The 13,170-nt window shown below is 64.1% G+C and carries 12 protein-coding genes; 7 read left to right on the forward strand and 5 right to left on the reverse strand.

All coding sequences use genetic code 11. The annotated features are described in order from the left end of the window. The first annotated feature begins 224 nt into the window (after positions 1–224). From malQ to msrB, 4 genes are all read left to right on the forward strand, one after another. On the forward strand, positions 225–2,414 hold the full coding sequence (gene malQ / locus BN1132_RS00570; RefSeq protein WP_042074120.1) for a 4-alpha-glucanotransferase: 2,190 nt from the start codon (positions 225–227) through the stop codon (positions 2,412–2,414). Between the two features lie 82 nt (positions 2,415–2,496). After that, the gene (gene glgB, locus BN1132_RS00575) at positions 2,497–4,674 is read left to right on the forward strand and encodes a 1,4-alpha-glucan branching protein GlgB (protein WP_042074122.1); all 2,178 of its coding nucleotides are present in this window, start codon (positions 2,497–2,499) and stop codon (positions 4,672–4,674) included. Next, positions 4,674–6,815 (forward strand): glycogen debranching protein GlgX, encoded by a 2,142-nt coding sequence (gene glgX / locus BN1132_RS00580; RefSeq protein WP_042074123.1) that lies wholly within the window; start codon positions 4,674–4,676, stop codon positions 6,813–6,815. The genes glgB and glgX overlap by 1 nt, the downstream gene beginning before the upstream one ends. 145 nt (positions 6,816–6,960) lie before the next feature. Beyond that, positions 6,961–7,347 (forward strand): peptide-methionine (R)-S-oxide reductase MsrB, encoded by a 387-nt coding sequence (gene msrB / locus BN1132_RS00585; protein WP_042074125.1) that lies wholly within the window; start codon positions 6,961–6,963, stop codon positions 7,345–7,347. Positions 7,348–7,419: 72 nt separating this feature from the next. Here msrB and chrA read toward each other — a convergent pair whose 3' ends face one another. The 3 genes from chrA to BN1132_RS00600 form a co-directional block, all read right to left on the reverse strand. Beyond that, entirely contained in the window at positions 7,420–8,562 is a 1,143-nt protein-coding gene (gene chrA, locus BN1132_RS00590; RefSeq protein WP_042074127.1) for a chromate efflux transporter, read from the reverse strand. A 125-nt stretch (positions 8,563–8,687) separates the two neighbouring features. Then, the gene (locus BN1132_RS00595) at positions 8,688–9,131 is read right to left on the reverse strand and encodes a nucleotide triphosphate diphosphatase NUDT15 (RefSeq protein WP_042074129.1); all 444 of its coding nucleotides are present in this window, start codon (positions 9,129–9,131) and stop codon (positions 8,688–8,690) included. Positions 9,132–9,243: 112 nt separating this feature from the next. Continuing rightward, positions 9,244–10,242 carry an NADP-dependent oxidoreductase gene (locus BN1132_RS00600; RefSeq protein ID WP_042074131.1) on the reverse strand — a complete coding sequence of 333 codons (999 nt, stop codon included), beginning with the start codon at positions 10,240–10,242 and terminating at the stop codon, positions 9,244–9,246. A gap of 176 nt (positions 10,243–10,418) precedes the next feature. Here BN1132_RS00600 and BN1132_RS00605 point away from each other — a divergent pair, with 176 nt between their 5' ends. The 3 genes from BN1132_RS00605 (at position 10,419) to BN1132_RS00615 (ending at position 11,568) form a co-directional block, all read left to right on the forward strand. Further along, a complete protein-coding gene (locus BN1132_RS00605; protein WP_042074132.1) occupies positions 10,419–10,844 on the forward strand; it encodes a MarR family winged helix-turn-helix transcriptional regulator in 426 nt (141 codons plus the stop codon). A 27-nt stretch (positions 10,845–10,871) separates the two neighbouring features. Further along, positions 10,872–11,102 carry a hypothetical protein gene (locus BN1132_RS00610; RefSeq protein ID WP_042074134.1) on the forward strand — a complete coding sequence of 77 codons (231 nt, stop codon included), beginning with the start codon at positions 10,872–10,874 and terminating at the stop codon, positions 11,100–11,102. Between the two features lie 148 nt (positions 11,103–11,250). After that, positions 11,251–11,568: a single stranded DNA-binding domain-containing protein gene (locus BN1132_RS00615; RefSeq protein WP_042074135.1), complete on the forward strand. Its 318-nt coding sequence runs from the start codon at positions 11,251–11,253 to the stop codon at positions 11,566–11,568. Between the two features lie 94 nt (positions 11,569–11,662). Here BN1132_RS00615 and BN1132_RS00620 read toward each other — a convergent pair whose 3' ends face one another. Further along, on the reverse strand, positions 11,663–12,139 hold the full coding sequence (locus tag BN1132_RS00620) for an Lrp/AsnC family transcriptional regulator (RefSeq protein WP_042074137.1): 477 nt from the start codon (positions 12,137–12,139) through the stop codon (positions 11,663–11,665). A gap of 308 nt (positions 12,140–12,447) precedes the next feature. Beyond that, the gene (locus BN1132_RS00625) at positions 12,448–13,068 is read right to left on the reverse strand and encodes a helix-turn-helix transcriptional regulator (RefSeq protein WP_042074138.1); all 621 of its coding nucleotides are present in this window, start codon (positions 13,066–13,068) and stop codon (positions 12,448–12,450) included. Positions 13,069–13,170 lie beyond the last annotated feature (102 nt).

Genomic DNA, 13,170 nt, shown 5'->3' on the forward strand with positions numbered 1-13,170 from the left:
TTATTTTCGGTTTATGTAACTGGCTACCAGCTTTTGTTGAATGCATCATCAGCAACGTCGGGTGCAGAGAACAACAATAGTGCCTGCCCGGTCACACATCCAGCCGGGGAGATATGTAAAAATGTGCGCGGTTTAGCATGGCCAAAGAGCCACTGTTCAAGTACCACCATAAAAATTAATCACAAAATAGTGTAGACAGAATCCACAGCGGGAATTCTCAAACTATGACCACCCTGATTGAACAGCTGGCTGCCGCCAAAGGCATCGCCAGTGAGTATGTTGATGCCTGGGGCCAGCCGGCCCTGGTATCCGAAGAGAGCAAGGCCGCCATGCTGGGCGCCATGGGTTACCGCGTCGACGACGAGGCCGCCCTGACCGAGCAGCTGGAGCAGGAGCATCGCCAGCATTGGCTGCGCGCGCTGGATCCCGTGATGGTGGTCCGCAGCGGCGAGCCCATCAGCCTCGAAGTCCGTCTGCCCATCGAATTCGTCAACGACGCCCTCAGCTGGCAGCTCCAGCAGGAGCAGGGTGCCGTGCTGTCCGGTCAATTCACTCCCATCGAGGGTGAGCTGGTCGGGGTGGCCGAGTTCGAGGAGATGGAGTGCCAGGCCTATCGCGTCACCCTGGATGTCCAGCCGGCGCTGGGTTATCACCAGCTCATCCTGCTGGAAGAGGGCAATGACGAGCCGCTGGCCACCATGCGTCTCATCGTCGCCCCCAAGTCCTGCTACAAGCAGGCGCCCATCGCCAACGGTCGCAAGGTGTGGGGCCCGAGCGTGCAGCTCTACTGCCTGCGCAGCCGCCACAACTGGGGCATCGGCGACTTCAGCGATCTCGGTCAGCTGGTGGAGAAAGCAGCCGCCTGGGGCGCCCACTTCGTCGGCCTCAACCCCATTCATGCTCTCTATCCGGCCAACCCGGAGAGCGCCAGCCCCTACAGCCCCTCTTCCCGTCGCTGGCTCAACGTCGCCTATATCGACGTGGAGGCGGTGCCCGAATTCCTGGGCAACGATCGCCTGAAGGCGGAGGTGGCGAGCCCGGCCTTCCAGCAGCACCTCACCTCCCTGCGGGTCAAGGACAACGTGGACTACACCGGCGTCATCCAGACCAAGATCGGCATGCTGCGTCAGGTGTTCGACCATGCCAGCTTCAGCGCCGAGCGCCAGGCGGCGTTCGATGCCTTCGTGGCCGCCGGTGGCGACAGCCTGCAACAGCAGGCGGCGTTCGATGCCCTGCAGGCCCACTTCTATGCCAAGGGCGACAACGCCTGGGGCTGGCCGGTCTGGCCTGAGCAGTTCCGTGACTACCACAACCCGGCCGTTGCCGCCTGGATGGCCGAGCACAACCAGGACGTGGCCTTCTACCTCTACCTGCAGTTCCTGGCCGACGAGCAGCTGGCCCAGGCCGATGCCCGCGCCAAGGCCGCCGGCATGGTGATGGGGATCTACCGGGATCTGGCGGTCGGCGTCTCCGAAGGCTCCACCGAGATCTGGGCGAACCGGGATCTCTACTGCCCGAAAGCCTCGGTCGGTGCGCCGCCCGACATTCTCGGCCCCCTCGGCCAGAACTGGGGCCTGCCCCCCATGAACCCGAACCAGCTGTTCGAGGCGGCCTACCAGCCCATGGTGGATCTGTTCCGCGCCAACATGCGCTCCTGCGGTGCCCTGCGTATCGACCACGTGATGGCCTTGCTGCGCCTGTGGTGGGTGCCGCCCGGAGAGTCCGCCGCCAAGGGTGCCTACATCTATTACCCGGTCAACGATCTGCTGGGGATCCTGGCCCTCGAATCCCACCGCAACCAGTGCCTGCTGATCGGCGAGGATCTCGGCACAGTGCCGGAGGGGATCGACGTGACCCTGAAGGAGAACGGCGTCCACTCCTACAAGGTGTTCTTCTTCGAGCGCTCCAAGGACGATGGCGGCTTCATCTCCCCGGCCCACTACGCCGAGCAGGCGATGTCGGCCCTGACCACTCACGACATGCCGACCCTCAAGGGCTTCTGGCATTGCGACGATCTGGCGTTGGGACGCGAACTGGGCCTGTATCCGGATGAAGAGGTGCTCAAGACCCTGTATGCTGATCGCCACCAGGCCAAGCAGCGGATCCTTGACAGCCTGCATGCCCATGGGGTCATCTCTGGCAATATCAGCCACGACGTGAACTGGGTCGGCATGAACACCGAGCTCAACCACGGTCTGCAACTGCACATGTCCCGCGGCAGCTGTGCCCTGTTCAGCACCCAGCTGGAAGACTGGCTGGAGATGGACAAGCCGGTCAACGTGCCGGGCACCAGTTACGAATACCCCAACTGGCGTCGCAAGCTCTCCCGGGATTTGGAGGATATTTTCGCCGATGAGGCGCTCAAGAATCTGGCGGGCAAGATGAGCCGGGCCCGTGACGAGGCCAGCCGTTGAGCCTTAATCGCCAACATGTGACTCACTTTCATCCGCTTCGGCCCAGGCCGAAGCGGATGTTCAGCCATCAAAGGAAATGTCGATGCCCGTTGAACGTTTGGTTGCCGCCCGCTGTGCCGATCCCTTCTCCCATCTAGGCCTGCTGGCCAATCCGGATGGGCCAGGCCTGAAACTCACCGCCTGGTTGCCCGATGCGCTCGAGGTCCGGGTCAGAGACCTCAAGTCAGGCAAGATAGTTGCCACCCTGACCGCCGCTGACGAAGCGGGCCTCTTTGAAACTGTTTTCACCCGCCGCAAGAATCCCTTTCCCTACCAGCTCATCGCCAGCTACGCCGACGCCAGTGCCGACATCATAGACCCCTACCAGTTCCAGGCCGCCGCCTGGGAAGGGTTGGCGGAGCTGACCTGGCAACCGGAAAACCTCTACCACACCCTAGGTGCACAACTGCGCACAGTGGAGCACCTCGGCCAGCAGGTGGAGGGGGTGCGCTTCGCCGTCTATGCGCCGAGCGCCACCGCGGTGAGCCTCATAGGCGACTTCAACTTCTGGGATGGCCGTCGCCACCCCATGCAGCGCAGCCAGTGCGGTCACTGGGTGCTGTTCGTGCCGGGGCTCAAGGCCGGGGATCGCTACAAGTTCGAGCTCAAAGACCCCATGGGCAACCGGCTGCCCCACAAGAGCGACCCGGTGGGTTTCTACTGCGAGCAGTACCCCTCGTTCGCCTCCGTGGTCTATGACCACGATCAGTACCAGTGGCAGGATGCCGCCTGGCGCGAGAGCCAACGCAACGACAAGCGGGAGCAGCCGCTCTCCATCTACGAGCTGCACGTGGGCTCCTGGAAGCGCCACCCCAACGGCGACAGCCTGAACTGGCGCGAGCTGGCGGTGGAACTGGTGAACTACATCAAGGAGATGGAGTATACCCACATCGAGCTGCTGCCGGTCTCCGAGCACCCGTTCAGCGGCTCCTGGGGTTACCAGCCCGTGGGCATGTTCTCCCCCACCAGCCGCTACGGCAGCACCGACGACTTCAAATACTTCGTGGACCAGTGCCACCAGGCCGGGATCGGCGTCATCCTCGACTGGGTGCCCGCCCACTTCCCGTCCGACGCCCACGGCCTGGCCCGCTTCGACGGCACCCCGCTCTACGAGTACGAGGATCCGCGCCGTGGCTGGCACCCGGACTGGAACTCCTACATCTATGACTTCGGTCGCGATACCGTGCGCCAGTTCCTGGTGGCGAGCGCCCTGTTCTGGCTCGACAAGTTCCACGTCGACGGCCTGCGGGTGGATGCGGTCGCCTCCATGCTCTATCTGGACTACTCCCGCAACGCCGGCGAGTGGGTGCCGAACGTCGATGGCGGCAACCACAACTACGAGGCGATCAGCCTCTTGAAGTGGACCAACGAGGAGGTGTACGGCAAGTACCCCCACGCCATGACCATCGCCGAGGAGTCCACCGCCTTCGCCGGGGTCTCCCGCCCCACCTTCCTCGGCGGCCTGGGTTTTGGCTTCAAGTGGAATATGGGCTGGATGCACGACACCCTCAGCTACATGCAAAAAGAGCCCATCCACCGCCGTTACCACCACAACGAGATGACCTTCTCCATGGTGTACCACTATGACGAGAACTTCATTCTGTCCCTCTCCCACGACGAGGTGGTCCACGGCAAGCACTCCCTGCTCTACAAGATGCCGGGCGACGAGTGGCAGCAGGCCGCGAACCTGCGCGCCTACATGGGCTTCATGTATGCCCACCCGGGCAAGAAGCTGAACTTCATGGGCACCGAGATCGCCCAGAGCAACGAGTGGAACCACGACGCCCAGCTGCCCTGGCACCTGTTGCAGTATCCCAAGCACGGCGGCCAGCAGCGGCTGATCCGGGATCTCAACCACCTCTATCGTCACGAGGCTGCCTTGTATCAGGCCGATTATGAACAGGCCGGTTTCCGCTGGCTGGATCACAACGACGCCGACAACAGCATCTTCGCCTGGCTACGGGCGGACAAGCTGGGGGCGCATCCCCTGATGGTGGCCTGCAACTTCACCCCGGTGCCTCGGGTCGGCTATCGCCTCGGGGTGCCGGCGGCCGGCCACTATCGGGTGGTGCTCAACACCGACAGCGAGCATTACTGGGGCAGCAACTATGATGTGGGTCTGGTCTTCGTCGCCGAGCCGACGCCCTGGCAGGGCATGGCGCACAGCATAGTGCTGGATCTGCCGCCGCTCGCGACCTTGTTCATCAAACAGGAGTCTTGATGTTCGCAATGGAAAACGGGGTGGATCACCCGCTGGGGGCCCGGCTCGACGAGACGGGCTGCCACTTCTGCGTCTGGGCACCGCAATCGGACAAGGTGGAGCTCTGCCTGTTCGACGAACAGGAGCAGGAGCAGGCCCGGCTGGCCCTGCCCGGCCGGCGAGGCCAGTACTGGTTCGGCCATGTGCGCGGCGTCAAGGTCGGTCAGCGCTACGGTTATCGGGTCCATGGCAGCCCCCAGGACGGCCTGCTGTTCGACCCGGACAAGCTGCTGATCGACCCCTATGCCAGGGCACTGAGCCGTCCTACCTACTGGGACGACGCCCTCTATCAGGGGGACAGCGCGGCCATGGTGGCCAAGTCCGTGGTGGTGGACGATGCCTTCGACTGGCAGGGGGTCGGCAAGCCCGGCATCCCGCCCGAGCGGGTCGTGCTCTACGAGACCCACGTCAAGGGTTTCACCCGCCAGCACCCCGGGATCCCCAAGGAGCTGCAGGGCACCTATCTGGGCATCAGCCATCCGCTGATGATCGAGCACCTGCAGTCGCTGGGGGTCACCTCGGTGCAGCTGATGCCGGTGGCAGCCTTCATGTCCGAGCCCAGGCTCGAGCAGCTCGGGCTCACCAACTACTGGGGCTACAACCCCATCGCCTTCTTCGCCCCCGAACCGCGCTACGCGGCGAAGGAGGCGGTAACCGAGTTCAAGACCATGGTGCGGGAGCTGCACCGGGCCGGGATCGAGGTGATCCTGGACGTGGTCTACAACCACACCGCGGAATCCGGCTTCGATGGCCCCATGCTGTCGTTCAAGGGGTTCGACAACGCGGGCTACTACGCCTTCGAGTCGGGGGCCCACGGCCCGGACTACCACCGTCACGCCAACGTCACCGGCTGTGGCAACAGCGTCAATCTGGATCATCCCAACACCCTGCGGCTGGTGCTCGACGCCCTGCGCTACTGGGTCACCGAGATGCAGGTGGACGGTTTCCGCTTCGATCTGGCGGTGACCCTGGCGCGGGAGGCGGGGGAGTTCGAACCCATGAGCGCCTTCTTCAAGGCCATGATGGCGGATCCCGTGCTGGCGCGGGTCAGGCTCATCGCCGAGCCCTGGGACATAGGCCCCTTCGGCTATCGTCTCGGCCAGTTCCCGAGCCAGTGGCTGGAGATCAACGACCGCTATCGCGACACGGTGCGCGCCTTCTGGCGCGGCGACGCGGGCAAGATGGGGGACTTCGCCACCCGGCTGGTGGGCTCGCGGGATCTCTTCCCTAAGAACTGGCGCGCCCCCCACACCAGCGTCAACTACCTCTGCTATCACGACGGCTTCACCCTGGAGGATCTGGTCTCCTACAACCAGCGCCACAACCAGGCCAACGGCGAGGACAACAGAGACGGCCACGGCCATAACCTCTCCCATAACCACGGGGTGGAGGGGCCGACGCTCGACCCCAGGGTGAACAACCTGCGCCAGCAGCAGAAGCGCAACCTGATCGCCACCCTGCTGCTCTCCCAGGGGACGCCGCACTTCCTCGCCGGGGACGAGATGGGCCGCAGCCAGCTTGGCAACAACAACGCCTACTGCCAGGACAACCAGATCAGCTGGGTCAACTGGCAGTTGCGCCCGGAGGACGAGCGGCTGCTCGCCTTCACCCGTCAGATGATGGCGCTGCGGGCGGAATCCGGGGTCTTCTCCAACCTGCAGCTGAGCGACGACAACTGGAATGGCAAGGCGACCAGCTGCCACCAGGTCAACTGGTACCACCCGGACGGCCACCAGCTCACCGATCAGGACTGGCATGCCCCCATGGGCCAGGCGTTCGCCATGGACATCGGCATGATCGGCTGCACTGGCGAGCGCTGGTTCGTGCTGTTCAACGCCAGCGATTACGACATCCAGTTCCGCCTACCACCGCCGGGGGAGGGGATGGAGTGGATCCAGACCATAGACACCGCCACCAACGACGGCCTGCCCTTCCTGCCGGACGACATCAAGCGGCAAGTGGCGGTCGGGCGCGCCCACTCCCTCAAGCTGCTGGAGCGGGTCGCCCTGCCGGCGGTGGTCCTGGCCAGGGAGGGGGTAGTCGCCACGCAGGATGTTGCCGCCGTGTTGCCAACGGGATCACAGTTCCCGCTGGCAGGGTAGAGTGAAACGGCCTGACTCGGTATGCTGGTCACCGCTACCCATGGCAAGGAGTCCATATGAATGGCAATAATCCTGGACGGTGGTGTAGCAATCCCGAGAACCGCGCAGTTTCATATCTGCCCGGTCAGCATGACGAGGAGGCAGTATGAGCGGTAACAATCCCGAGCAGTGGCGCAGCAAGTTGAGCGCCGAGCAGTTTCACGTCTGCTGGGAGAAGGGGACGGAGCGGCCCTACAGCGGCGCCCTGCTGCACAACCGCAAGAGCGGTGACTACCTGTGCGTCTGCTGCAAGAGCGTGCTGTTTCACTCGGATGCCAAATTCGATTCTGGCTGCGGTTGGCCCTCGTTCGATCGGGCCATCGAGGGGACAGTAACCTACACAGAGGACAACAGCCACGGCATGAAACGGGTGGAGATCACCTGTCGCCAGTGCGGCTCCCACCTGGGTCACGTCTTCCCGGACGGGCCGACCGAGACCGGCCAGCGCTACTGCGTCAACAGCCTGAGCCTGGACTTCGATCCCGACGCCTGACGCTGCCCGCCTCGAATGCAAAAAACGGCGCCCCTGCCAGCAGGGGCGCCGTTTTCTTTTGCCGTCTCAGCCTCAGGCCTGCAACAGGGCGGCGCCTACCAGCAGGGAGGCCAGCGCCAGTATGGGCAGCTTCTGCACGCGCAGCAGGTAGAAGCCGACGGCGGCCAGCGCCAGATCGGTCTGGGCCAGCACGGCGCTCTGCCACACCGGCTGATAGAGGGCGGCCAGCAGCAGGCCCACCACGGCGGCGTTGATCCCCGCCACGGCCCCCGCCAGGCGAGGCTGGGCAAGCCAGCGTTGCCAGCAGGGACCCATGGCCCACAGCAGCAGGAAGCCCGGGAGGAAGAGGGTCAGGGTGGCCAGCAGGGCGCCCGCCAGCGGGGTCGCCGGCAGCAGCATGGCTCCGAGGTAGGTGGCCAGGGTGAACATGGGGCCGGGCACCAGCTGGGCCAGGCTGTAGCCGGTCAGGAACTGCTGCTGGCTGAGGCTGTGCCCCACGCTCTCCTGCAACAGGGGCAGCACCACGTGGCCACCGCCAAACACCAGGCTGCCCGCCCGGTAGAAGTCGGCGATCAGCTGGCTGGCGGGGCCGCTGGCCACCAGGGGCAGGCCGACAAACAGCAGGGCGAACAGCAGCAGGGTTGGCCAGTGAGGCTGGCTCGCCAGATCCTTTGATGGGGCCTGCGCCGCCTCGGCCTGCTCACGATAGGCGCAGAGCAGGGCCGCCCCGAGCAGCAGGACGAGCTGGGTCTGCAGGCCGGGCTGCCACCAGAGGGCGGCGGCGGTCACTACCATGACCCCCTGTTGCAGCGTCGTCTTGCAGAACTGGCGGCTCATGGTGAGCACGGCATCGGCCACCACGATGAGCGCCAGCAGCTTGAGACCGTGCAGGGCGGCCTCCAGCCAGAGGTTGTTGCTGAGCAGGCCCACGCCGACGGCGGCAGCCAGCAACAGCAGGAAGGAGGGGAGGGTAAAGCCGATGAAGGCGGCCAGGGCGCCGACGAGCCCGGCCCGGTGGCGGCCGATGGCAAAGCCGAGCTGGCTGGAGGCGGGGCCGGGCAGCAGCTGGCAGAGGGCCAGCAACTGGGCGAATTCGGCCTGGGTCAGCCACCCCAGTCGCTCGACGAAGGTGCGCTGAAAATAGCCGATATGGGCGGCCGGCCCGCCAAAGCTGACACATCCCAGCCACAGAAATTGAATGAATACCTGTCCCACGCCACCACTCCTGTTCCGTCATCAAAGGCAGTGGCGGGATGATATGACAAAGCGATGAAGGTTTTATGACTATTCGGGTGGCCAAGATGGCAGATAGCAGTCCCCGCCAGCCAGCAGGCGATGGCTTATGGGGTGGGCTGGCTCGAGGTCGGCAGGTAGCAACGATTGGCCAGCCAGCAGGCGATGGACTGGCGGCTGGCGTCGAAGTGGGGCTCGGGCAGATTGCGCGGGTCGCACCAGATCCAGCCTTCGCACTTCTCCGGCTCCAGCAGCTGGGGCTCTCCCTCTACCTCGGCCAGCAGGGTGACCGAGACATAGTGCAGGCCGCTCTCACGCCAGGTCTCCAGGTTGTTGGTGACGGCGATGACGCTGGGGTTGCTGATCTGAAAACCCGTCTCCTCGGCCACTTCCCGGATCGCTGCCGATTCGAACGTCTCTCCCAGTTCCAGATGGCCGCCGGCGATGGACCAGTAGGGGGCATGGCTGCCCTTGCGCTTGCCGAGCAGTACCTGGCCCTGGCCATTGGTGAGAATGACGCCGACACCGACGCGGGGATAGGGGGTAGACATAAGAAATGCTCCTTGCACAAACGGCGGATTGCGCCCTGAAAAACGGGCCCACCTTAGGGCGGATGGGCCCGTCATGCAAGCAGTCTGCGGCGTCAGGCGCCAGTTCTGCGGATCAGTCCAGCTTGACCAGCATCTTGCCGGTGTTGCGCCCCTCGAACAGCCCGATAAAGGCCTGCGGCATGCTGGCCAGCCCCGTGCTGACGGTCTCCTCGGCCTGCAGGGCGCCGGCCTCGAAGGCCAGGATGGCCTCGGCCAGGAACTCCCCGTAGTGCTGCCAGTGATCGGAGACCAGCAGCCCCTGGATCAGGATGCGCTTGCGGATCACCTGGGCGAGGTTGCGCGGCCCGCTCCCCTGGCCGTTGTACTGCGCGATGAGACCGCACAGCACGATGCGACCGTGCAGCGCCATGTGATTGAGGGCTGCGTCCAGCATGGCGCCGCCCACGTTCTCGAAGTAGACGTGGATGCCCTCCGGGGCGAGGCGTGCCAGCTCGGCATCGAGATCCGGCGTCTCCCGGTAGTTGATCACCGCATCGGCGCCGAGCGTCTTGAGATAGGCGACCTTGTCGGCGGAGCCGGTAGAGCCGATGACCCTGGCGCCAGCCTGCTTGGCGAGCTGAACCGCCATGGTGCCGACCGCCCCCGACGACGCCGAGACCAGCAGGGTCTCGCCCGCCTGCAGGCGGGCCACCTTGTGCAGCCCGGCCCAGGCGGTCATACCCGGCATGCCGAGGGCGCCGAGAAAGAGTTGGGGCGGCAAGCGGGTGTCGGGCAGTCTGGTCAGCTGAGCGCCGTTGGCGACGAAGCGATCGCGCCAGCCCTGCATGCTGCTCACCCGGTCACCCACCGCAAAGTCCGGGTGACGCGAGGCTTCCACCACGCCGATGGCGCCGCCATCGAGGGGGCCGTTCAGGGGGAAGGGAGGCACATAGCTCTTGGCCTCGCTCATGCGACCGCGCATGTAGGGATCCACCGACAGCCACTGGTTGGTCACCAGCACCTCGCCCTCCTGCAGGGCGGGCAGGGGCACTTCCCTGAGGGCGAAGTCGTCCGGGGTGGGGAGGCCGGTGGGACGGCGCAGCAGTTGGATCTGATGGCTGATGGCATTCATGGGCATTCTCCGGCAGTGGGGCCGCGCGCTGGGATGGCGGCCTGGCAATTTTGTTTGCGTGCAAACTAAAATCAGGTTAATCCCGAACGGCCGGGCTGGCAACTGTTTTGTGTGCAAACTATTCAGCCCTCACTTTTCATGGGGTATACTGCCCCCAGTCGTCAGCGAGGTGCCCCATGAGTGAATTGAAAAAGCAGGTCTGTTTTGCCCTCTACAGCGCCTCCAATGCGGTGATGCGCGCCTATCGGCCGCTTCTGGACAAGCTGGATCTGACCTACACCCAGTACCTGGTGATGCTGTCGCTCTGGGCGCGGGACGAGGTGAGCCTCAAGGAAATCGGCCAGGAGACCGGGCTGGATGCGGGCACCCTGACCCCCATCGTCAAGCGGCTGGAGAGCAAGGGCTGGCTGACGCGCACCGTCTCCCGCGAGGACGAGCGGCAAAAATGCATCAGCCTGACCGAGGCGGGTCGCCAATTGCAGCAGGAGGTCAGGGAGTGCTGCCTGGCGGACAACTTGCGCAATCAGGTGGATCTGGCCGATGCTGAGCTGGCCCAGCTCAAGGTGCTCTGCGATCGCGTGTCGGCACAGCTGGGACGCTGACCCCTTCTTCCCATCCGGAGTGACCCGATGAAAGCTCTCTTCCCCCTGTTTGCGCTCCTGCTTGGCGCCTGCGCCGGCAACACCCAGCCTCCCTCGGAACTGCAGATCGACGATGCCGATGCCTGGCAGGCAGTCTGCAAGGACGGCGTCCGCGTCAGGGCCGTCAGCAACGAGGGGATCTGCGCGGATCATCGCGGTGTGGCCATGTGGATGAATAAACCAAGGGCCGTGCGAATGGCAGAGCAAGCCGCCAAATAGTGTGATCAAGGCGCCATAAAATGACAAAACCGACCCCTTGGTCGGTTTTTTTCGCGATCTTGCCTGCACTTTGGCGCCTTGTTCATGGTGCACTCATTTTTCTGTTCCCATACTGGCCTTCAAGATGCCAGACAAAGAGGAGAGTGAGATGCAGTCATCCATCGTCGGTCTCTCCATTCTGTGGGGGCTGGCCAGTTTTGGCGTTCAGGGGGATTTCATCGAGAGCCGTGATGCCGTTGCGCCGTCCTGGCAAGCCGAGTCCAGAGTGGAGATGGAAGGGTACTTGATTGAGTCATTGGGCGCCGATCGCTGGGTGTTCGACAATGGCAGCGAGAGCCTGGAGGTCGTCCTGCCGGAGGGGCAGTGGGTCTCCACGGGGGAGCGGTTGCGATTGAGCGGTGAGCCCCAGCAGGAGCAGAGCGGCTGGTTGTTGCAGGTGCAGGACGTCAGCCAGGTCGAGGCCTGATCTGCACCCTCGCCAGGCGTGAGCGTGAAGCAGGGGCACGCAGAGACAAGAAGAGGAGGCCCCGGCCTCCTTTCGTTTTTTCCGGCCCTGGCCCTCAGCCCAGGTGATTGAGGGGCAGCGCCGTCTTGTGCTTGATGCGGCGCAGCACGAAGCTGGAGCGCACCCCGGTCACCCCCGGGATGTGGGTCAGCTTGTCCAGCAGGAAGTGCTGGTAGTGTTCCATGTCCCGCACCACTACCTTGAGCTGGTAGTCGGCGTCGTTGCCGGTGATGAGATCGCACTCCAGCACCTCGGGCAGATCCTTGACCGCGTTGTCAAAGTTCTCGAACCGCTCCGGGGTGTGCCTGTCCATGGAGATGTGAATGTAGGCGGTGAGAGTCAGCCCCAGCTGGCGGGCATTGAGCAGGGTCACGTGAGTATCGATGAGACCGGCATCCTCCAGCGCCTTGACCCGGCGCGAGCAGGGGGAGGGAGAGAGCCCGACCAGCTCGGCCAGCTCCAGGTTGCTGATGCGGCCATTCTCCTGCATCAACTCCAGAATATGCCTGTCTATACGATCAAGTTTCAGCATTCTCCGTTCCTCGTTGCAATTACTAATCCACTTTTCCTAGATTAAGGGTGAACTATTGCAAAAACAACTGAAAATACCTGCTACTTCACAAACACTCACCGCACGGCCAGGGGTACTATGGTGTCATCTTCCGGTGGCAAGACAGACGCCCGACCAGGCGCCTGTGGTGAAGGACCTTACCGGGTCAAGATCCCCATCAGCCGTTCAACCCAACCAGGAAGCGACGGGCTGGAACGAGAGCACCCTCTCCCCGAAGGCAACAAAGCAGGCATCCCGGCGCCTGCTTTGTTGTTTCTGACGTTTGCGGATCAGGGCTGCGGCCTGATGCGATAGAGGCAGCGGTGATCCCCCTCCAGCAGATACTGCTCCCGCTCCACCCCGGCCGGCGCCAGCAAGCGGCGAAACATCTCCAGCTCGCTGCGACAAAAACCCCGGCAGGCCCGCGCCGCCGCGCAGATGGGGCAGTGGCTCTCCCACAGCAGCCAGCTGCCATCCTCCTCCTGGCGAAAATCCGCCATATAGCCCTCTCGCGTGCGCTGCGCCGTCAGTGCCGCCAGCCTGTCGGCCAGCGCCGGCTGGGTCAACTCGGCCCGATAGCGGGCCAGTTGTTGCTGCTCCCGCTGGGCGATCAACCGCTCCATGCCCACCTCGCCAAACAGCTGCTGGATGTTGTCGATAAGCTGCAGCGTCAGTTCGCTGTGGCTGTCGGGGAAGCGTTGCCAGGCCTGCTCGGTCAGGTGCCACAACCGTACCGGTCGACCGCGCCCGCGGGCCTCGTCGTTGAAACTCACCCAGCCGTCGGCCTCCAGCGTCATCAGGTGCTGGCGGGCCCCCATGGAGGTCATCTGCAACTGCTCTCCCAGCTCGGCGGCGCTCTGTGGCCCGTGGCGCTTGAGCAGAAACAGTATCTTGTCGGTGCTGGCATTCATGGCAAGGCTCTCATCGTCGGCAGGTGCGGCCGCTTGCGCGGCAGCGGTTCTGGCATGGATAAGAGCATTATGGGGAGGGGTATTTTTTAAATCAACAATTCA

The sequence above is a fragment of the Aeromonas sanarellii genome, assembly GCF_000820085.1.
GTDB lineage: Bacteria > Pseudomonadota > Gammaproteobacteria > Enterobacterales > Aeromonadaceae > Aeromonas > Aeromonas sanarellii.